The sequence below is a fragment of the Pseudomonas sp. LBUM1669 genome (assembly GCF_059695705.1).
The window spans coordinates 6,119,279-6,138,841 of record NZ_CP166784.1; the positions used below are offsets into that span (position 1 = coordinate 6,119,279).

At 60.2% G+C, this 19,563-nt stretch carries 19 protein-coding genes; 8 read left to right on the plus strand and 11 right to left on the minus strand.

What is annotated here, in order from left to right:
• Nucleotides 1–32 precede the first annotated feature (32 nt).
• Both ppk1 and hemB read right to left on the minus strand, forming a co-directional pair.
• On the minus strand, nucleotides 33–2,255 hold the full coding sequence (gene ppk1, locus ACA051_RS28505; protein ID WP_497306299.1) for a polyphosphate kinase 1: 2,223 nt from the start codon (nucleotides 2,253–2,255) through the stop codon (nucleotides 33–35).
• A gap of 18 nt (nucleotides 2,256–2,273) precedes the next feature.
• A complete protein-coding gene (hemB, locus tag ACA051_RS28510) occupies nucleotides 2,274–3,287 on the minus strand; it encodes a porphobilinogen synthase (RefSeq protein ID WP_497372789.1) in 1,014 nt (337 codons plus the stop codon).
• A 206-nt stretch (nucleotides 3,288–3,493) separates the two neighbouring features.
• Between hemB and ACA051_RS28515 the strand changes: the two genes are divergently transcribed.
• Nucleotides 3,494–4,117 (plus strand): DedA family protein, encoded by a 624-nt coding sequence (locus tag ACA051_RS28515; protein WP_497372791.1) that lies wholly within the window; start codon nucleotides 3,494–3,496, stop codon nucleotides 4,115–4,117.
• Here the strand turns inward: ACA051_RS28515 and ACA051_RS28520 are convergent.
• Nucleotides 4,098–5,333 carry a sterol desaturase family protein gene (locus ACA051_RS28520; RefSeq protein WP_497372792.1) on the minus strand — a complete coding sequence of 412 codons (1,236 nt, stop codon included), beginning with the start codon at nucleotides 5,331–5,333 and terminating at the stop codon, nucleotides 4,098–4,100. The genes ACA051_RS28515 and ACA051_RS28520 overlap by 20 nt on opposite strands.
• A gap of 115 nt (nucleotides 5,334–5,448) precedes the next feature.
• Here ACA051_RS28520 and elbB point away from each other — a divergent pair, with 115 nt between their 5' ends.
• Complete coding sequence (elbB, locus tag ACA051_RS28525) at nucleotides 5,449–6,117, plus strand: isoprenoid biosynthesis glyoxalase ElbB (RefSeq protein WP_497372793.1); 669 nt, start codon at nucleotides 5,449–5,451, stop codon at nucleotides 6,115–6,117.
• A 116-nt stretch (nucleotides 6,118–6,233) separates the two neighbouring features.
• On the opposite strand, the gene ACA051_RS28530 is transcribed toward elbB, so the two are convergent.
• Both ACA051_RS28530 and ACA051_RS28535 read right to left on the minus strand, forming a co-directional pair.
• Nucleotides 6,234–6,689, minus strand: a complete 456-nt coding sequence (locus ACA051_RS28530; protein WP_222588950.1) for a YaiI/YqxD family protein — start codon at nucleotides 6,687–6,689, stop codon at nucleotides 6,234–6,236.
• A 126-nt stretch (nucleotides 6,690–6,815) separates the two neighbouring features.
• Entirely contained in the window at nucleotides 6,816–8,714 is a 1,899-nt protein-coding gene (locus tag ACA051_RS28535) for an FTR1 family protein (protein ID WP_497372794.1), read from the minus strand.
• 166 nt (nucleotides 8,715–8,880) lie between these two features.
• Here ACA051_RS28535 and ACA051_RS28540 point away from each other — a divergent pair, with 166 nt between their 5' ends.
• Genes ACA051_RS28540 through ACA051_RS28555 form a run of 4 tightly spaced genes read left to right on the plus strand, consistent with a single transcriptional unit; the run spans nucleotide 8,881 to nucleotide 12,026 of the window.
• Nucleotides 8,881–10,278, plus strand: coding sequence for a COG3014 family protein (locus tag ACA051_RS28540; RefSeq protein ID WP_497372796.1), 1,398 nt, complete (start codon nucleotides 8,881–8,883; stop codon nucleotides 10,276–10,278).
• A 12-nt stretch (nucleotides 10,279–10,290) separates the two neighbouring features.
• Complete coding sequence (locus ACA051_RS28545) at nucleotides 10,291–10,665, plus strand: YcfL family putative periplasmic lipoprotein (RefSeq protein WP_497372798.1); 375 nt, start codon at nucleotides 10,291–10,293, stop codon at nucleotides 10,663–10,665.
• A 23-nt stretch (nucleotides 10,666–10,688) separates the two neighbouring features.
• Nucleotides 10,689–11,279, plus strand: a complete 591-nt coding sequence (lpoB, locus tag ACA051_RS28550) for a penicillin-binding protein activator LpoB (RefSeq protein ID WP_497306312.1) — start codon at nucleotides 10,689–10,691, stop codon at nucleotides 11,277–11,279.
• Nucleotides 11,280–11,282: 3 nt separating this feature from the next.
• Nucleotides 11,283–12,026 carry a penicillin-binding protein activator LpoB gene (locus ACA051_RS28555; RefSeq protein WP_497372800.1) on the plus strand — a complete coding sequence of 248 codons (744 nt, stop codon included), beginning with the start codon at nucleotides 11,283–11,285 and terminating at the stop codon, nucleotides 12,024–12,026.
• 194 nt (nucleotides 12,027–12,220) lie between these two features.
• Here ACA051_RS28555 and rhtB read toward each other — a convergent pair whose 3' ends face one another.
• The 3 genes from rhtB to ACA051_RS28570 all read right to left on the minus strand — a co-directional run bounded on the left by rhtB (nucleotide 12,221) and on the right by ACA051_RS28570 (nucleotide 15,573).
• Nucleotides 12,221–12,853: a homoserine/homoserine lactone efflux protein gene (gene rhtB / locus ACA051_RS28560; RefSeq protein WP_497306315.1), complete on the minus strand. Its 633-nt coding sequence runs from the start codon at nucleotides 12,851–12,853 to the stop codon at nucleotides 12,221–12,223.
• Between the two features lie 228 nt (nucleotides 12,854–13,081).
• Entirely contained in the window at nucleotides 13,082–13,663 is a 582-nt protein-coding gene (locus ACA051_RS28565; RefSeq protein ID WP_172791907.1) for a mechanosensitive ion channel family protein, read from the minus strand.
• Complete coding sequence (locus ACA051_RS28570; RefSeq protein WP_497306317.1) at nucleotides 13,663–15,573, minus strand: ATP-binding cassette domain-containing protein; 1,911 nt, start codon at nucleotides 15,571–15,573, stop codon at nucleotides 13,663–13,665. The genes ACA051_RS28565 and ACA051_RS28570 overlap by 1 nt, the downstream gene beginning before the upstream one ends.
• Before the next feature lie 50 nt (nucleotides 15,574–15,623).
• On the opposite strand from ACA051_RS28570, the gene ACA051_RS28575 reads away from it, so the two are divergent.
• Nucleotides 15,624–16,088, plus strand: coding sequence for a TIGR02444 family protein (locus tag ACA051_RS28575; protein ID WP_497372802.1), 465 nt, complete (start codon nucleotides 15,624–15,626; stop codon nucleotides 16,086–16,088).
• On the opposite strand, the gene ACA051_RS28580 is transcribed toward ACA051_RS28575, so the two are convergent.
• On the minus strand, nucleotides 16,085–17,161 hold the full coding sequence (locus tag ACA051_RS28580) for an AlgP family protein (RefSeq protein WP_497372804.1): 1,077 nt from the start codon (nucleotides 17,159–17,161) through the stop codon (nucleotides 16,085–16,087). The genes ACA051_RS28575 and ACA051_RS28580 overlap by 4 nt on opposite strands.
• 192 nt (nucleotides 17,162–17,353) lie before the next feature.
• Here ACA051_RS28580 and ACA051_RS28585 point away from each other — a divergent pair, with 192 nt between their 5' ends.
• A complete protein-coding gene (locus ACA051_RS28585) occupies nucleotides 17,354–18,019 on the plus strand; it encodes an FKBP-type peptidyl-prolyl cis-trans isomerase (RefSeq protein WP_497306324.1) in 666 nt (221 codons plus the stop codon).
• Nucleotides 18,020–18,078: 59 nt separating this feature from the next.
• Here the strand turns inward: ACA051_RS28585 and rsd are convergent, their stop codons facing one another.
• Both rsd and ACA051_RS28595 read right to left on the minus strand, forming a co-directional pair.
• Entirely contained in the window at nucleotides 18,079–18,537 is a 459-nt protein-coding gene (gene rsd / locus ACA051_RS28590) for a sigma D regulator (RefSeq protein ID WP_403100019.1), read from the minus strand.
• 177 nt (nucleotides 18,538–18,714) lie between these two features.
• On the minus strand, nucleotides 18,715–19,266 hold the full coding sequence (locus ACA051_RS28595; RefSeq protein WP_497372806.1) for a disulfide bond formation protein B: 552 nt from the start codon (nucleotides 19,264–19,266) through the stop codon (nucleotides 18,715–18,717).
• Nucleotides 19,267–19,563 lie beyond the last annotated feature (297 nt).

A 19,563-nucleotide genomic window follows, 5' to 3' on the forward strand; every position in this document is an offset into this window, starting at 1 on the left:
GATCGCCCTTTTTTTGCCCAACCGAATCTGCGTCAGCGAACAGCCAGAATCGGGCTGCCCAACCGCTCCAGCAGGGTCGCCTGCGCGCTGCGCGGGTTCTGGTTGCCGGTCGGCGTGTTGCGGATGTAGCGACCGTCCGCCTGCAGGCTCCAGCTGTGAGTGTTATCGGTCAGATAAAGCTCCAGCTCTTTCTTGACCCGCATGATCAGCTTCTTGCCCTCCACCGGGAAGCAAGTCTCGACGCGCTTGTCGAGGTTGCGCTCCATCCAGTCGGCACTGGACAGGAACATCTGCTCTTCGCCGCCATTGAGGAAGTAGAAGACCCGGGTGTGCTCCAGGAAACGACCGATGATCGAGCGCACGTGGATGTTGTGCGAAACCCCGGCGATGCCCGGCCGCAAGCAGCACATGCCGCGCACCACCAGATCGATGCGCACACCCGACTGGCTGGCCTTGTACAGCGCGCGGATGATCTTCGGATCGGTCAGCGAGTTGAACTTGGCGATGATGTGCGCCGGTTTGCCGTCGAGGGCGAACTGGGTTTCGCGGGCAATCATGTCGAGCATGCCCTTCTTCAACGTGAACGGCGCGTGCAGCAGCTTCTTCATCCGCAGGGTTTTACCCATGCCGATCAGCTGACTGAACAGTTTGCCGACGTCTTCGCACAAGGCGTCGTCCGAGGTCAGCAAGCTGTAGTCGGTGTACAGACGGGCGTTGGCCGCGTGGTAGTTGCCCGTGCCCAAATGCGCGTAACGCACGATCTCGCCGGCTTCGCGGCGCAGAATCAGCATCATCTTGGCGTGAGTCTTGAAGCCGACCACGCCGTAGATCACCACCGCACCGGCCGCTTGCAAACGGCTAGCCAGTTGCAGGTTGGACTCTTCATCGAAGCGCGCACGCAATTCGATCACCGCGGTGACCTCTTTGCCGTTACGCGCGGCATCGACCAGTGCATCAACGATTTCCGAGTTGGCGCCGGAACGGTACAGCGTCTGGCGGACCGCCAATACATGCGGGTCCTTGGCGGCCTGGCGCAGCAGGTCGACCACCGGGGTGAATGACTCGAACGGGTGCAGCAACAGGATGTCCTGCTTGCTGATCACGCTGAAGATGTTCTCGCTGTTCTGCAGCAGTTTCGGGATCTGCGGGGTGAACGGCGTGTATTGCAGAGCGCGCTGACTGTCCAGGCCGGTAATGCTGAACAGGCGGGTCAGGTTGACCGGACCGTTGACCTGATACAGCTCGGTCTCGTGCAGGTTGAACTGCTTGAGCAAGTAGTCGGACAGGTGTTTCGGGCACGTGTCGGCCACTTCCAGACGCACCGCGTCACCGTAGCGACGGGAGAACAACTCGCCGCGCAGGGCGCGGGCCAGGTCTTCCACGTCTTCGGTATCGACCGCGAGGTCGGCGTTGCGGGTCAGGCGGAACTGGTAGCAGCCCTTGACCTTCATGCCCTGGAACAGGTCATCGGCGTGCGCGTGGATCATCGACGACAGGAACACATAGTTGTCGCCCGCGCCGCCCACTTCTTCGGGCAACTTGATGACGCGCGGCAGCAGACGTGGCGCCGGGATAATCGCCAGACCGGAATCGCGACCGAAGGCGTCGATGCCTTCGAGCTCGACGATGAAGTTCAGGCTCTTGTTCACCAGCAACGGGAACGGGTGCGTCGGGTCGAGGCCGATCGGGGTGATGATCGGCGCGATCTCGTCGCGGAAATAGCGGCGCACCCAGGTTTTGATCTTGGTGGTCCAGTGACGCCGACGGATGAAGCGAACCTGATGTTTTTCCAGTTCCGGCAACAGAATGTCATTGAGAATCGCGTACTGGCGGTCAACGTGACCATGTACCAGCTCGCTGATGCGGGCCAGGGCCTGATGCGGTTGCAGGCCATCGGCGCCGGCCTGTTCACGGGCGAAGGTGATCTGCTTCTTCAGGCCGGCCACGCGAATCTCGAAGAACTCGTCCAGGTTGCTGGAGAAGATCAGCAGAAACTTCAGCCGCTCCAGCAACGGGTAGGACTCATCCAGCGCCTGTTCCAGCACGCGGATGTTGAACTGCAGTTGCGAGAGCTCGCGATGGATATACAGGCTGCTGTCATCCAGGCCGGGAACGGCAATCGCTGGAGCCGCTGTTGCGGTTTCGGTCACCGCCGCGGGTGGAGCGGGCTCCAGCTCCGGCGGCGTCTCGGCGATTTGCTCGGCCACGGGTTGAGCCTCTTTTACGGCAACTTCAGTAAGTCCTTCGGTATTCATGGAATGTTCCTGGGAGGGCTATTTCTGCTCTCGTAACAATTGAGCGGCGCGCACGGCAAAGTAAGTCAGGATGCCATCAGCCCCTGCACGTTTAAAAGCGGTCAGGGATTCGAGGATAACCCCTTCGCTCAACCAGCCATTCTGGATGGCCGCCATGTGCATGGCGTATTCACCGCTGACCTGATAAACAAAGGTCGGCACTTTAAATTCTTCTTTGACCCGGTAAAGGATGTCCAGATACGGCATGCCTGGCTTGACCATGACCATGTCCGCGCCTTCTGACAAGTCCGCCGCCACTTCGTGCAGGGCTTCGTTGCTGTTGGCCGGGTCCATCTGATAGGAAGCCTTGTTGGCCTTGCCCAGGTTCAGCGCCGAACCCACCGCGTCGCGGAACGGGCCGTAATAGGCGCTCGCGTACTTGGCAGAGTAAGCCATGACCCGCACATTGACGTGATCGGCAAGCTCCAGCGCTTCGCGGATGGCCTGGATGCGACCGTCCATCATGTCCGACGGGGCCACCACCTGAGCACCGGCCTCTGCGTGGGAAAGGGCCTGCTTGACCAGTGCGTCGACGGTAATGTCGTTCTGCACATAGCCTTCTTCATCGAGGATGCCGTCCTGCCCGTGAGTGGTAAACGGGTCGAGCGCAACGTCGGTGATCACACCCAGTTCCGGGAACTGCGCACGCAAGGCGCGGGTGGCGCGCTGGGCGATGCCGTTCGGGTTCCAGGCTTCGGCGGCGTCCAGGGACTTGAGCTCCGGCGGCGTGACCGGGAACAACGCCAGCGCCGGAATCCCCAGTTCGACCCACTTGGCCGCTTCTTCGAGCAACAGATCGATGGTCAGGCGCTCGACGCCCGGCATCGACGCCACCGCTTCGCGACGGTTTTCACCGTCCAGCACGAACACCGGCAGGATCAGATCGTCGACGGTCAGAACGTTTTCACGGACCAGTCGACGCGAAAAATCATCACGGCGATTGCGACGCAGGCGGGTTGCAGGAAACAAACGGTTGGCGGGGGTGAAGCTCACGGCAGACTCCTGAGCCCGCTGGCGTGCGAGCGTGACAGTTATAAGCGGCCATTATGACCGTGGTATTACAGTTATGTGCATCCCTGCGTCACGTAGCCGCATTCCATTGTCCTTGTAGGAATTGTTCACGTCGAGACACATTTGGACACTTTCATGAATGTGCACGAAGGCGTAGGCTGCGCGTTCATTTCGCCAGCATCCAGACAATGCTCCAACAATTTCTTCAGGAATTCGGCTACTTCGCCCTCTTTCTCGGCACGTTCTTCGAAGGCGAAACCATTCTGGTGCTCGCAGGCTTCCTCGCGTTCCGCGGATACATGGACATCACAGTCGTCACGATCGTGGCGTTCTGTGGCAGTTATGCCGGCGATCAGCTGTGGTATTTCCTCGGGCGCAAACACGGGCGCAAATTGCTGGCGCGCAAACCTCGCTGGCAACTGATGGGTGACCGGGCGCTGGAACATATCCGCAAACACCCGGACATCTGGGTGCTGAGCTTCCGCTTCGTCTATGGATTGCGCACGGTCATGCCGGTGGCGATCGGCCTGTCGGGTTATCCACCGGGGCGTTATCTGCTGCTCAACGGGATTGGTGCCGCGATCTGGGCGACCGCACTGGCCGCAGCGGCGTATCACTTCGGCGCGGTGCTTGAGGGCATGCTGGGCAGCGTCAAGAAGTACGAGCTGTGGGTGCTCGGCGCCCTGCTGGTACTGGGCCTGGGCTTGTGGCTGCGTCGGCGCTTCAAGAATGCCCGTCTGGCGAAGAAGATCTACGCCGACGAGCAAGCCGAACTGGCCAAGGCCGCCGAGACTAAGACGCCAATCGAGTAAAGCGGTCCCTGCAACAGTAGAGACCGATGCCGCTGAGCAGGCTGTAGCTGAGCAGGCCGATCCAGCCCACCGCGCTGGCCGGCCACAGCCCGACCACCGGCGCCAGCCACACCAGCGGCACATTCGATGCCAGCCGCAACAGCTCCAGCTTCAACGCCTGCGGGCGATTCTCCAGGGCCATGCCCAACGTAAACAGACCCAATGCCACCGCACCCCAGCCCAACACCAGCGCGGCGGACGGCAAACGTGGCTCAAGGTTCATCAAGTAGCTGCCCAGAGCGATGTAGACGCAGAACTGCAACGCCACATACACCTGCTGACGCCCGTCCAGCGGCACCTCGAATTTGCGGAACTGGCTCAGGTCCGGTTTGTTCATCGGGTACTTGGCCGCCACATCCGCCGGCCGCCAACCGGTGCGCATGAACCAGATGCGCAGCTTGTCCAATGTGCTTTCAGCCCGCCGCGCGTCATCCCAAAGCTGCGCGTAAAACTGCACGTTCGCCCACAACGGATTCCAGCTCGCCAACGGCGTGGTCACGCCGAAAATCACCGGCTCGTTGTCGTCCTCTTCCTGGAACGAGCCGAATAGACGGTCCCAAATAATGAACACTCCGCCGTAGTTGCGATCCATGTAGAGAGCGTTCTGTGCATGGTGAGCCCGATGATTGGACGGCGTGACGAAGAACCACTCAAACCAGCCGAGCTTGGGAATGTGTTTGGTATGCACCCAGAACTGATAGAGCAAGTTCAGCGCGGCGACGCTGATGAACACCAGCAGCGGCACACCGAGCACCGCCATCGGCAGGTAGAAAATCCAGCTCAGCAGGAAGCCGGTACTGGTCTGGCGCAGGGCCGTGGAGAGGTTGTAGTCCTCGCTCTGGTGATGCACCGAGTGCGCGGCCCAGAGGATGTTGCGCTCATGGCCCATACGGTGCAGCCAGTAGTAGCAGAAGTCATAGAGGACGAAGGCAAACACCCAGACCCAGACGCTGTCGGCCGACAGCTCGAACAGCGCCAGATGCTTGAGGGCAAACGCATAGGTCACCAGGCCGACGCCTTTGGTCAACAGGCCCGTAGTGGTCGAAAACACCCCGGTGCTGATGCTGTTGATCGCGTCCGCCAGCCGATAATTGCTCAACCCGCGCCAACGGTCCGCCAGCAGCTCGACGGCAATCAGCACAAAGAAAAACGGCACCGCATACAGAATGAAGTCCATTGACGCGCCCTGATCGGATCTTGAGGACAGATGCTAGGTGTAGCCGCGAATTAACCCTATGGCAACGAGTGACAAATTAGTGGACATTTAACGCCATGAATCTGGAGAAAAACCCATGAGCAAAAAAATTGCAGTGATCCTTTCCGGCTGTGGCGTGTACGACGGCGCCGAGATCCACGAAAGTGTGATTACCTTGCTGCGCTTGGACCAGCGCGGTGCTCAGGTGCAGTGCTTTGCCCCCAATATCTCGCAATTGCATGTGATCAATCACCTGACCGGCGACGAAATGCCCGAGTCGCGCAATGTGCTGGTGGAATCGGCGCGGATTGCCCGGGGTAACATCAAGGACATTCGCGAGGCCAGCGTAGAAGACTTCGACGCGCTGATCGTGCCCGGCGGTTTCGGCGCAGCCAAGAACCTGTCGAACTTCGCTATCGAAGGCGCCGGCTGCACCGTTCAACCGGACGTCCTGGCGCTGACCGAAGCGTTTGCCGAAGCAGGCAAACCGGTGGGGTTGATCTGCATTTCGCCAGCGCTGGCGGCGAAAATCTATGGCCCGGGCGTGACCTGCACCATCGGCAACGACGCCGATACCGCCGCCGCCATGAACAAGATGGGCGCCACTCACCAGGATTGCGCAGTGAGCGACATCGTCGAAGACAAGGCCCGCAAACTGGTCTGCACCCCGGCTTATATGCTGGCGCAGAGCATCAGTGAGGCTGCATCGGGGATCAACAAACTGGTCGACCGCGTGCTCGAACTGACCCACGAGAATGATGTGTAACACAGACTAATATGGGAGCGAGCCTGCTCGCGATGGCGGTCTATCTGTCGACATCAATGGTGAATATGAGGGACCCATCGCGAGCAGGCTCGCTCCCGCAGGGTTCTTTGTAAGGCTCAGGTTTTGCGGGTCAGCCGCGTGAGTATCCGATCCAGCGCATTGGCGAACGCCTGCTTTTCGCGCTCACCAAACGGCGCCGGCCCGCCGCTCATCTGGCCCTGCTCACGCAGATCGGTAAACAGGTTACGCACCGCCAACCGATCGCCCATGTTTTGCGCATCGAACTCCTTGCCCCGTGGGTCCAGCGCGGCAACGCCCTTCTTCACCAGCCGATCGGCCAGCGGCACATCGCTGCAAATCACCAGTTCACCCGGCACCGCATGTTCCACCAGATAGTCATCGGCGGCATCCGGGCCGCTGGGCACCACGATCAGCTTCACCAGGGCCAGGCCCGGTTTGATCTGTGGCTGCCCCGCCACCAGCACCACTTCGAACTGGCGCTTGAGGGCGAACTTCACCACCAGATCCTTCGCCGCCCGTGGACAGGCGTCGGCATCGATCCAGACACGCATAGACTTTTCCCTCTTCTAAAAGCTTCGCGGGAAAGCCTCGCTCCTACAGGATTCACGCGTTATTTGGAGCCGCGGACAACCTGTAGGAGCGAGGCTTGCCCGCGAATATGAGCGCAGCGAATGCTCTTAAGAAACCTGCGCCCTACGCTTCTCCGCCATCCAGCTACGGCCATACAGCACGATAATCGCAATGATCGCCACCGCCTGAGCACTCAGCGAATACGCATCAGCGTGGATCCCCAGCCAGTCAAAGTCAAAGAACGGCACCGGCCGCGTGCCGAAGATCCCAGCTTCCTGCAGCGCCTTCACGCCATGCCCGGCAAACACCACCGACAGTGCGCACAGCAAACCGGCGTTGATGCTGAAGAACAACGACAGCGGCAGTTTCTGCGAGCCGCGCAGGATCACCCACGCCAGCCCGACCAGCAACACCAGCGCCGTCGCACCACCGGCCAGCACCGCGTTATGCCCGGCGGGACCCGCCTGCAGCCACAGGGTTTCGTAGAACAAAATCACCTCGAACAGCTCGCGATACACCGAGAAAAACGCCAGCGTCGCAAAGCCGAAGCGTCCACCGCCGCCCACCAGGCTGCTCTTGATGTAGTCCTGCCACGCCGCTGCATGGCGACGGTCGTGCATCCACACGCCGAGCCAGAGCACCATGACGGCGGCAAACAACGCCGTCGCACCTTCCAGCAACTCGCGTTGCGAACCGCTGACATCGATCACATAGGCCGCCAACGCCCAGGTTGCCAGACCGGCCAGCAACGCCAGGCCCCAACCAACGTTGACGCTACGCACCGCCGACTGCTGGCCGGTATTGCGCAGGAACGCCAGAATCGCCGCCAGCACCAGAATCGCTTCCAGGCCTTCGCGTAACAAAATCAGTAAACCGGAGACGTAGCTCAGGGACCAGCTCAAGCCATCGCTGCCCAGCAACCCGGCGGACTCCTTCAACTTGGCCTTGGCTGCGTCCAGACGCTGTTGGGCCTGGGCCACCGGCAAACCGTCCTGCAACGATTGACGGTAAGCCATCAGGGATTTTTCGGTGTCCTTGCGCACGTTGGCGTCGACGTTGTCCAACGAGCTCTCGACCAGTTCGAAGCCCTCCAGATAGGCCGCTACCGACAAGTCATAGGCTTGATCGTGATCACCGGCACGGTAGGCCAAGAGGCTCTTGTCCAGAGTCGCAGCGGTGTAATCGAGCAACTGCGCCGGGCCACGCTTGACCTGCGGCGGTTGTGCCCGCTGCGCACGGAACGTCGTGGCGGCTTGCGGGCCATCGGCGGCCTGCACTTCGGCCGGGGTCTGACGAGCGAGGTCGGCGATGTTGTAGGTCTTTTCGGATGTAGCGGCGGCCGGATCGGCGCTGAAACCGGCGATGTAGGTCGCCAGGTCCCAACGTTGACGATCGTCCAGCTGATCGGCGAAGGCCGGCATGTCCGTGCCTTCGACGCCCAGGCCCACGGTGGTGTAGATCGCGTACAGACTCAGGTGGTCCAGGCGCGCCGTGTCACGCAGATTGGCCGGTGGTGGCGTCAGGCCGACACCCGCCGGACCGTCACCGGCCCCCGTATCGCCGTGGCAAACCGAGCAATGCTGGGCGTAAAGCGGTGCTCCACGCGTTGGATCCGGAGTAATGATCGGTGCCTGGCTGACTTCATAGGTCACGGCCAGTTTCGCACCGAGCTGCCGAGCCTGACGGGCCACGTCCGCGCCGTCCTGACGGGCAGCGATGGCGCTGCGCAGCGTGCTGACGCCCTGCTCCAGCCCGGCTTTTTCCGGCTTGGCCGGCATCGCGGCGATCAAGCCTTGCAAGACCTTGATGAACTCCAGCTGCTCGCGGTATTCGGAGTCGTCGATGACTTTGCCCCCTTGCACCGTCTGCGGGTAATCCGCGCCGATGTAATCGAGCAAATGCAGGGCTTGCGGCGCGCCTTCCACGGTGTCCGCCAGCAGATTGAAACTGCACAAGGCAAACAGCGGCAACACCAGCCAGGCCAGGAAACGGGACAGGGCAGTCATGAATCAATCTCAATTGGAAATACGAAGTAACACATTGTTCACTTCCAGTGCCATTCACTCAAGCTTTGTCTGCGTCGGCCGCTGGAGTGCAGGAACAAAGTGCCATCATCCAAGTCTATAATTTGCCGCCTCATGGCGGCTTATCTTCAAGGAAGACACACAGCAAATGGCCACCCGCCTGCGCTTCATGTTTGTACTCAGTGCATGCCTGCTACTGAGCGGCTGTCCCACGATGCGTGACTACAACGCGGAGCTGAACGAGACACTCGATTATTTCAAGGCCGGGCAACTCGATGACGCGGTTGCCGTGCTCGACCGCAACAATCCTTTCGCTCCGGGTGACCTGCTCTACAACCTCGAAAAAGGCGAATTACTGCGACTCGGCGCCCATGTGACCGGTAATCACGCAAACTGGGATTACGCCGACAAGCTGATCGAGGGCTGGGAAAACTCGCCAAGATTCGACGCCTTCAAAGCATTCACCGAATTCAACAGTTACGGCGCCAATGACAAAGTGCGCCTGTACGATGGCTACGATTTCGAGAAGGTCGCCCTGACCACGCAAATGGCCCTGGCGAGCCTCTCCAGTGCCGACGTGAGCATCGCTCGCGTCATGATCAAGAAAACCCACGAGCGTGAAGCAACCATTGCCGACAAGCGTGACAAGCAGTACCTGGAAATGGAAAACCAGGCGAAGGAACAAGGGGTCGCGTTGAAATTCCAGGACCTTCAGGGGTACCCGGTCGCGACCCTCGACGCCCCCGAAGTGATCGCGCTGAAGAACAGCTATCAGAGTGCGTTCAGCCATTACCTCGCCGGATTCATTTATGAATCGCTGAACGAGAAAGACCTCGCCGCGCCGGGTTATCGCCAGGCCATCGAACTGCGGCCCAATACGCCGCTGCTCGAGCAAGCCTTGCGCAATCTGGCCAAATCCCCGTTGAAGGCCGGCGAGGTCGACGTTCTGCTGATCGTGCAAACCGGCCTCGCACCAGCACGCAGCTCCGTCCGCGTGCCGATTTCGGTGGACGTCGACGGTGAAACCTACATCACTAACATGTCGTTCCCGATCCTCATCCCCGACACGTCCACTCCGCCTGTGGACTTCGTCACGGTGGATGGCAAAAAACACAAACTGACGCTGCTCAACAGCTTCGGCGACATGTCGCGGCGCACCTTGCGTGACGACATGCCGGGCATTATTCAACGCACGCTCCACCGCGCCCGGTCCAATGTCGAATACCTGGCCTATCTGAAGAAACACAGGCCCGAGAAACTTGAGGAAACGATCCAGCAGCAACTTCAACGCGAGGATGCCGACACCCGTGGCTGGCGCACGTTGCCGGACAAAACGCTGGTTGCCCGCCTGCGACTCAAGAAAGGCCAGCACCAACTGACGCTGCCCAACGCGCCGGACGCAACACCGGTCAGGTTCAAGGTGGATCAAATGCACCAGGCCTTCAGTCTGCGCGCGGTGGGTAGCCGCCGATTCGCCGCCGACGTCGCCTTGCGGCTCGACACTGTTCCCGCACCGCAGGCTGCCATCAGCCCTGCTCAACCCTGAACGGAGATTTTCATGGGATTGAAATGCTTCGCCGTTGTCGCGCTGGCCCTGCTGGCCGGTTGCGCCACCCCGCCCCCACCGCCGGAACCGGGCAGTGCCGCCAGCAAAGTCTTGGCCACCGGGCCGATCGAGAACGTCGCCATCGGCCCGATGCGCATGGCCCGGGAAAACGGTTTCCTGACGGTCAATACGCAGCTGAGCAACACCGACACCCGTAACCGAACGCTCTATTACCGATATCTTTGGTTGGGACCGGAAGGCTTCCCAGTGGCCGACGCCGACACCTGGAAAAGCCTGACCCTGTATGCCGAGCAAACGAGTTTTCTGCCGGCCATCGCCCCTGTGCCCCAAGCCGTGGATTTGCGCCTGGAGATCAATACGCCGTGACTCGCCCCCTTGAGACCTTGCCCATGTCTGTACGCGTTTCGTTCCTTGCCCTGGCTGCGTTGCTGATCGGAGGCTGCGCCGACAATCGCTCACCGGTGCTGGGCAGTGGCAACATCAGTTATGGCGACCCGAAAGCCGTGGAACTGATCACCAACGAATTCGGCTCGACCGACCTGCAAATGATCGCGGAAAGCATGACCCGCTCCCTCGCCCAGTCCGGTGTTTTGAAGGGCCGCCCGGTGGTTCAGGTGTACGACGTGATGAACAAGACCAGCGAGTACATCGACACCCGGGAAATCACCACGTCGATAAAGACCCAGTTGATGCGTTCCGGCACCGCGCGCTTTGCGAGCGACAACACGGACATGCAGAGTCAGGTCGACCATCTGAAATTGCAAAACCAGAGCGGTCTGTACAAGAAGAGCACGGTGGCCAAAACCGGCAACATGATCGCTGCCCGTTATCGCCTGGAAGGCTCGATCAGTTCCATCGTCAAGCGCAGCAACGATTACAAGGACGTCTTCTACAAATTCAGCCTGCAATTGATTGATGTCGAAAGCGGGCTGGCCGAGTGGATGGACGAGAAAGAAATCCGCAAGACCACGGAGCGCTAAGCAATGCGTGCATGGATTGGCATCTTGGCCCTGACCTGCGCCGTTGGCGTACAGGCGGCCCCGAAAATCGCCGTTACCGACCTTGCCTATGAGGCCAGCGTGGATCAATACGTTCACGTGATCTCGGCCCGGGACAATCATCAGCAGGACTATTACGGCGCCAGTGGCTCGTCCAGTTACGACGAGTACACGACGCAGAACAGCTACCTGGAACAGACCGAAATCCGCCGCTTCAGTGGCGACATCAAAGGCCAGATGCTCAAGACCGGGATGTTCCAGCTGATTCAGGGCTCGCCCTACACCGCCAGCGCCAGAAGTGATGTGTACGACGTGATCAAGCGCATCAAGGCCGGCGACTTCAAAGGCGCCGACTACGTGCTGTTCGGCACACTGTCAGACATCGACTTCACCCAGGACATGAATGAACTGGCCAACACTGACAGCTACTCGGCAGTGCTGGCGTTGACCCTGGTGGCGGACTTCAGCCTGATCAACACCAAGACGTATGAGATCACCTCAGCGTTCACGGCGATGGGCGAAGCTCAGGACACCAAATTGGTGAATGATCGGGATATCCACGTTTCGCTGAACCGGCCCCGGGTGGTGCGGGACGTGTCGAGGTCGTTGGGCGAGGACGTGGCTCGCCAGTTGAGCGAACAGCTCGGGGATGGCAGTTATGTGCCGTCAGGACAACCGCAGCCGCACAACGACCTGCCGCCGGATACCGCGCCGGTCATCCTGCGCTGATATCCAGGCTGACATTCCAATGTGGCGAGGGGGCTTGTCGGAACGCCGCACCGCCCCGTTCGGCTGCGAAGCAGTCGTAAAACCGGCAACCGCGGTTTACCTGATGCATCGATATTGCTGGGATGGGGGCCGCTTCGCGACCCAACGGGGGCAAGCCCCCTCGCCACAATGGATCGCGCCTCCCCTGAGAGGTTTTACACCGCGGCTTTGCGCAGCGTCGCCATAAACGCCGCCGCACCAATAAACAGCCCGGCAAACGTGCGGTTCATGCGTTTTTGCTGCTTGGGCGTGCGCAACAGACGCAGTACCTTCGACGCCAACCCGGTGTACCCGGCCATGACGATCAGGTCGACGCAGACCATGGTCACGCCGATGATCAGGTACTGAGCCAACAGCGGCGCGTGGGGATCAATGAACTGCGGCAACACCGCCAGCATGAACACCAGGGCCTTGGGGTTGCTGATGTTGACCAGGAACCCACGGAACACCAAAGCCAGAGGTTTGCCGATCTGACGCACGGCCGCGTCATCGCTCATGTCGCTGGGCAGCGCGCGCCATTGCTTGACCGCAAGGTAAACCAGGTACGCCACACCGAACCATTTGATCGCATAGAAAGCGGTGGCTGATGCCGTGAGAATCGCGCCCACACCGGCACCGACAATCGCGATCTGTACCGCCAGGCCAACTTGCAGGCCAAGGGCGTTCCAGTAACCGCGCCAGAAACCGTATTGCAGACCGCTGGACATCGACGCAATGGCGCCGGCACCGGGAGACAGGCTGATCACCCAGCAGGCGGCAAAAAACGCCAGCCATGTTTGAAGCTCCATTGCACACCTCGACTCAGACTCGTGACAGACGTCTAAGCTAATGCGGCTTTGGGCGGATGACTACCGATTTTTTTGTCGGACAGAGCGACTGCCGACCAGCGTTTTATGGCTTCAGGGCCCCTTCGCGAGCAAGCCCGCTCCCACAGTTGACCGAGTCTCTAAACAAGAACGCGGTCAACTGTGGGAGCGGGCTTGCTCGCGAAGGCGGACTGTCAGCCAACAGAAGGCTTACTTTTCAATCCCGCTCAACGGAAACACATCCGTACCACGCCAGCGCCGAACCGAACGCTGGAAGAACAGGCTGTTGGGCACTTGCACCATGGCACTGCCGGTACCGAGTTCTTCCGCTTCAATCAGCGTGGTGTAAAGCAGATTGATCGCCACCACCCGACCTTTGACGCCGGGCTTGTCGGTGGTGTCCACCAGTTCGACGACGTCACCGATGCGGAACGGGCCGACGGTGAAGATCAGGATCGCGCAGAGCAGGTTGGAGAGCACGCTCCACATGGCGAAGAACGCCACCGCCGCGACTGCAACAAACCCGGACAACGCGGTCCAGAGCACGGTGGCCGAAACCCCGAGGCGTTCCAGCACGAAAATCAACGCACTGCCCATGATCAGCCAGCGCAAACCGCCGCGCAGTGGCATCAGCAGCTGCGGTGGAAACGGGTAGCGCTCGCCCAGGCGAGTCAGGCATTTAGCGACGAAGCGCTGGGCAAAGTAACCCGCCAACAGGATCAGCAGGATTTGCGCAGCGAACCAGATCGGCTCGCCCCACCCCGCCGGCAGCGGCAGCTTGAACGCTTCCATCAGGACAGCGCCTCCAGCTCCGCCTGCATGCTTTCGAGCAGTTCCAGAGCTTCCATCCAGGCTTCTTCCAGTTCGGCTTCACGCACCTTCAACTTGGCCTGTTCAGCCAGAAGATCGCGCAAATCGTTCTTGCGCGCCGGTTCGTAAATGTCGCTGTCGCCGAGGCTGGTATCGATCTTCGCCAGTTTCTCGTGCAGCTTGCCCAACTCGGCTTCGAGCTTGTCAGCCTCACGCTTATGCGGTGCCAGTTGCTGACGCAACGCAGCAGCGGCCTGGCGCTGGGCCTTCTTATCGGTCTTGTCCGGGTTGACCGGGGTGTTGCTGACCGGGGCATTGCGCTGACGGTAGTCGACCAGCCAGCGGGCGTAGTCTTCCAGGTCGCCGTCAAACTCCTCGACCTTGCCGTCAGCCACCAGATAGAAATTGTCGGTGGTGCTTTTGAGCAGATGGCGATCGTGGGAGACCACCAGCACGGCGCCACTGAACTCCTGCAGGGCCATGGTCAACGCCAGGCGCATTTCCAGGTCCAGGTGGTTGGTCGGTTCGTCGAGCAGTAGAAGGTTCGGCCGATCCCAGGCGATCAATGCGAGGGCCAGACGGGCCTTTTCGCCACCGGAGAAATTCAGCACCGGCTCGTCGATACGCGCGCCACGGAAGTCGAAACCGCCGAGGAAGTCGCGCAGGGTCTGCTCGCGTTCGGTCGGTGCCAGGCGCTGCAAGTGCAGCAACGGGCTGGCCTTGGAATCCAGAGAGTCCAGCTGATGCTGGGCGAAGTAGCCCACGACGGTGTTCTCGCCACGGGTCAGGCGACCAGCCAACGGCGAGAGTTCACCGGCGAGGTTCTTGATCAGGGTCGACTTACCGGCGCCGTTCGGGCCGAGCAAACCGATCCGCGCACCGGGGGTCAGTTGCAACTTGACCTTCTCCAGCACGGCTTTGTCGCCATAACCCAGGCGAGCGTCGGACAGATCGATCAACGGGCTGGAGATTTTCTGCGATTCGCGGAAGACGAAGTCGAACGGCGAATCGACATGCGCGGCGGACAGTTCTTCCATCCGCTCCAGTGCCTTGATCCGGCTCTGGGCCTGACGGGCCTTGGTGGCCTGGGCCTTGAAGCGGGCGATGTAGCTTTCCATGTGCGCACGTTGCGCCTGCTGCTTCTCGTAGGCCTGCTGTTGCTGGGCCAGGCGTTCGGCGCGGGCACGTTCGAAGGCGCTGTAACCACCGCGGTACAGGGTGATCTTGCGCTGATCGACGTGGGCCACGTGATCGACCACGGCATCGAGGAAATCCCGGTCGTGGGAAATCAGCAGCAAGGTGCCCGGATAGCTTTTCAGCCATTCTTCGAGCCAGATGATGGCGTCGAGGTCCAAGTGGTTGGTCGGTTCGTCGAGCAGCAACAGGTCCGAGGGGCACATCAAAGCCTGCGCCAGGTTCAGACGCATCCTCCAGCCACCAGAGAAATCTCCTACCGGACGATCCATCTGCTCGTTAGTAAAACCAAGACCGGCCAGCAGCTTGCGGGCCCGGGCGTCGGCGGTGTAACCGTCGGCACTGTCGAGTTCCGCGTGCAGACGGGCCTGAGCCGCGCCGTCATGCGATGCTTCGGCCGCGGCGAGGTCGCGTTGCACCTCACGCAGGCGCAGGTCACCATCGAGCACGTAGTCGACCGCCAGGCGTTCGAGGGTCTCGATTTCCTGACGCATGTGGGCGATGCGCCAGTCGGCCGGCAGGAAGCAGTCACCCGAGTCCGGGTGCAGTTCACCCCGGATCAAGGCGAACAGGCTCGATTTGCCGGCGCCGTTGGCACCGATGAGGCCGGCTTTGTGGCCGGCGTGCAGGGTCAGCTCAGCGTCTTCTAGCAGACGTTGAGGGCCACGCTGTAAAGTCAGGTTCTGAAGTCGAATCATAATGGCGGCGGAGTCTACCAGCTTCGCTCGCAACTGGCGCGAGTAGCACTATGTCCTCTGACCTGTGGAGCTTTTCCCTTACCACCTACGCCCGTCCCGGTGTTGAAGACGCGTGCCTGCAATTGCAGTCGGCAGGCGTGAATGTGTGCCTTCTGCTCTGTGGGTTATGGCTGGGAGACCGAGGCGTCACCTGCAATGAGCAACGATTGCAGCTGCTTCGCGACATGGCCGAGCCTTGGGACGCCGATGTCGTGCGACCGCTGCGAGCATTGCGCATGCAATGGAAAACCGTCGCGATTGAGGACGCCGAGCTGAATACGTTGCGCGAACAAGTGAAGACACTGGAACTGGAAGCCGAGCGACATCTGTTGTTGCGACTGGAGCGATCGGCGCAGAGTTGGCCGCAGTGTGAGGCGACCGATCTAACAGCCTGGCTGGAAGGTGTGGCGGCAGGCGCCGCCCACCTGGACCGCGACGCGCTGCATCAGCTGCGCGTCGCGGTAACCGGCACTTAGGAAGCGCTGGTTGGGGTGGTTGCTGCGATCGATGCGGCGGCCGGCGTTGGCGCTGGCGTGGCTGTCGAGGTGGCTGCTGCTAAAGCAGACGTTGCCGCCGGAGCCGGGTTGGCTGGCTTGGCAACTGGCTTGGCGGCAACAGGTTTTTTCACCACTGGTTTGGCAGCAGGCTTGGCCGCGACTGGCTTGGCAGCAGATTTGGCTGCGGCAGGTTTTGCAGCGCTGGCGGTGGCCGGTTTGGCAGCAGCGGCAGGTTTAGCCGCAGCAGGTTTTGCTGCCGGTTTTGCAGCTGGTTTTGCAGCAGCTTTTACCGCTGGTTTTGCACCAGTTTTAGCCGCGACAGATTTCGCAGCCGGCTTGGCAGCAGGTTTCGCTGCAGCGGTTTTGGCAGCTGGTTTAGCTGCAGGTTTAGCGGCCGTTTTTACAGCTGGTTTTGCAGCTGGTTTTGCTGCGGCGGTTTTCGCCACGGCTGGCTTGGCGGCGGCAGTCTTGGCAGCCGTCGTTTTAGCAGCCGGTTTCGCAGCGCTGGCCGCGACGGTTTTTTTCGCTGCTGGTTTTGCTGCTGGCTTGGCGGCGGCTTTCACCGGCGCCTTGGCAGCAGGCTTGGCCGGTGCTTTTGCAGCCGCCGGTTTGGCAGCAGCTTTCCTGGCAGGTGCCGCAGCAGGCTTGGCCGAACGCAGGGACAACGCCTTGCCGACAGCCTCTTGTACACGACCGATACCCTGGGCCAGTTTCAGGCTTTCTTGAGCATCGCGCTTGAGTTGCAGAATGTAGCTGCGGGTTTCGGATTGACGATCCTTGAGGGCATCGAGCAAGTCCTCAAGCTCTTTCACTACACCCTTCGCTTTGGTTTGTGCCTTGGCTTTACCGGCAGCCGCAGCGTCCTGCAATTTGGTACGGGATTTGTGCAATTTTTCCTGCGCTTTTCCGCGCTGTTTTTCCAGTTTGGCGAGCAGTTTTTCAGCATCAGCCAAGGCTTGGGAACAAGCGTTTTCCAAATGATCGAGCAGGCTGCCCGAGAGTTGTTGGAGTAAGTGCAACGGGGTATTTACAGGCTTCTTGGTGGCCGACATGGTTTACCTCCTGGCTGACGTGGGTGCGGCTCATACTAGACCTCTGATGACACCGCCGCTAGGGCATGTTGACAGTATCGAAAGCGCTGCGTTGCAACAGATTGAAATTCTTCTGCGCGGGTGCAAAACCAGTTCACCTTTGAGCGCACTCACACTGGCATAATCCACCGCATCTCAGATCGGAGTGTGCCCATGTCGCGCTACTTTTTTTTATCGTTGTGTGTGTGTTTTTCGGTGGCCCAGGCCGCCGAAAAAACCACCCCAAATGAGGCTCACGATCTTGCTTACAGCCTGGGTGCGAGCCTGGGTGAGCGCTTGCGCCAAGAGGTGCCGGATCTACAACTCCAGGCATTGCTCGACGGCCTGCAACAAGCCTATCAAGGCAAGCCACTGGCATTGAAAGACGAGCAGATCGAACAGATTCTGGCCGAGCACGAAGCCCAGGTCGCCGAGCAACCTGCCGTCGCGCAAAGTGAAATCGCGCTGGAAAAAGAGCAGCGGTTCCTCACCGAGGAAAAAGCCAAACCGGGTGTTCGCGAACTGGCGGATGGAGTATTGCTGACGGAGTTGGCACCGGGCTCTGGCGCCAAGGCCGGCCCTAACGGCAAGGTCGAAGTTTTATATATCGGACGCCTTCCTGACGGCACGGTGTTCGATCAGAACAGCAAGCCGCAGTGGTTCAGTCTGGATAGTGTGATCAGCGGCTGGCGCAGCGCACTGCAAAACATGCCGGTGGGTGCGAAATGGCGCCTGGTGATTCCATCTTCCCAAGCCTATGGCGCGGACGGTGCCGGCGACCTGATCGCGCCGTTCACACCGCTGGTGTTCGAAGTCGAATTGCGCGGCGCCACAAGCTGAAAGCCGGGAACGAAAAACGGCGCGCATAGCGCACCGTTTTTTAGTCTTGCAGGAGAGGTTCAGGCCTGAACCGGGTCCTCTTCCTTGTGAGCCGTGTGCAGCACTTCGATCAGGCAATCTTCCAGTTCGAAGCGTTCGTGCAACAGCCCGCCCAGCTCCTTGAATTTCTCCGCGACGCACTTGCCTGCATCACACAGGTCATTGAACGCCAGCAGCTTCTCGGTGATGACGTCAATGCGCGGGTAAATCGTCTCGGCCAGCTCCAGCCCGCGAGTATCGCCAAACGCCTTGGCTTCGCCGGTCAGCTGTTCGTAGATTTCGAAGTGCCCGGCAGACACGTAATCGACCAGCACTCCGCAGAATTCCTGCAACGGTTTTCGGTTTTCGCCCAAAGCCTCTGGCTTGGCGCCGAGAGCATCGTAGGCCCGAACCAGTTCGTGACGCTCCTGCAACCAGCGATCGATCAGCAGATGCACTCCACCCCAGCGTTCCTGAGCATTCTGACAACTTTCGAGCATGGTGATCTCTCTTCCCTTATGGGTCATGCTGCCCTACACCTGTCGCAGACTTGAAAATCAAGAATCGACCAGGCAGAGCGTCATCGAGCAACATAATTCCAATGACACGTGCGGGCCAGATTATGCCCGCGCGACAATGGCTTCAAGGTACGCAGGAGATAAAGTTCATACAAGTGTTTAATCACCCGCCAGCCCCCGGTGCGACGACACGCCGCTGAGCGGTCGCTCGCAGGCAAGCCAGACAACGCGCAGCAGCTGATAAACACCCAGAATCGTCATCGCCACGAAGAGCAGCAGACTCCATTCCGGGATGCTCAGGTCGAACAACGTCCAGGAGATTTCTGCGCAATCTTCGTCCCCTTTGAACATCCGCGTCACTTTGCACAGCCAGGGCAGGTTCTCGTATAGGGCCTGCGGATTGGTGGAGCAGGTCGATAGCTGATGCGTCGGATCGCTTTGCAACAAGACTTGCCGCCACGCCGTGACCATACCGGCGAAACTGCATGACAAACCGAGCAGCCAATAAAGAAAAGTCCCGAAGCGGCCGGGGCCATGCACCGAAGCAGTCAGGCAGACACCGGTAAACAACGCCAGGCAGACTCGCTGCAAAAGGCATAACCCGCAAGGCTTGAGGCCGATTGCATATTCCAGGTAATAGGAAACGCCCAAGGCCAGGGCACCTGCAATAAAAGCCATGAAAAACAAGGAGCGTGAGCAGGCCAAAAACATGGCTTATCCGTAACAGTAGAGACAGGCGGTTACGGTAGAGGAAAGCGCGCCAGCCTTTCAAGGCAGGCCGGCACGGACACTTCACCAGAAGTGTAGGGAATTCCCGACAGCGTCGAGAGGATTTGATGTAGCCCTCTGTAGGACAAAGCCAATCAGGGACTACAACGCCAAACATTCTACGGATTTCACGCGACCGAATCGCGCCAAAGAACGGCTTTCGCCCCTGTAGCAGCCTGCGTCCGGCTGCAAAGCAGCCGTCATAAATTCAAACGCGATAAGCCTGATGAAACCGTGGCG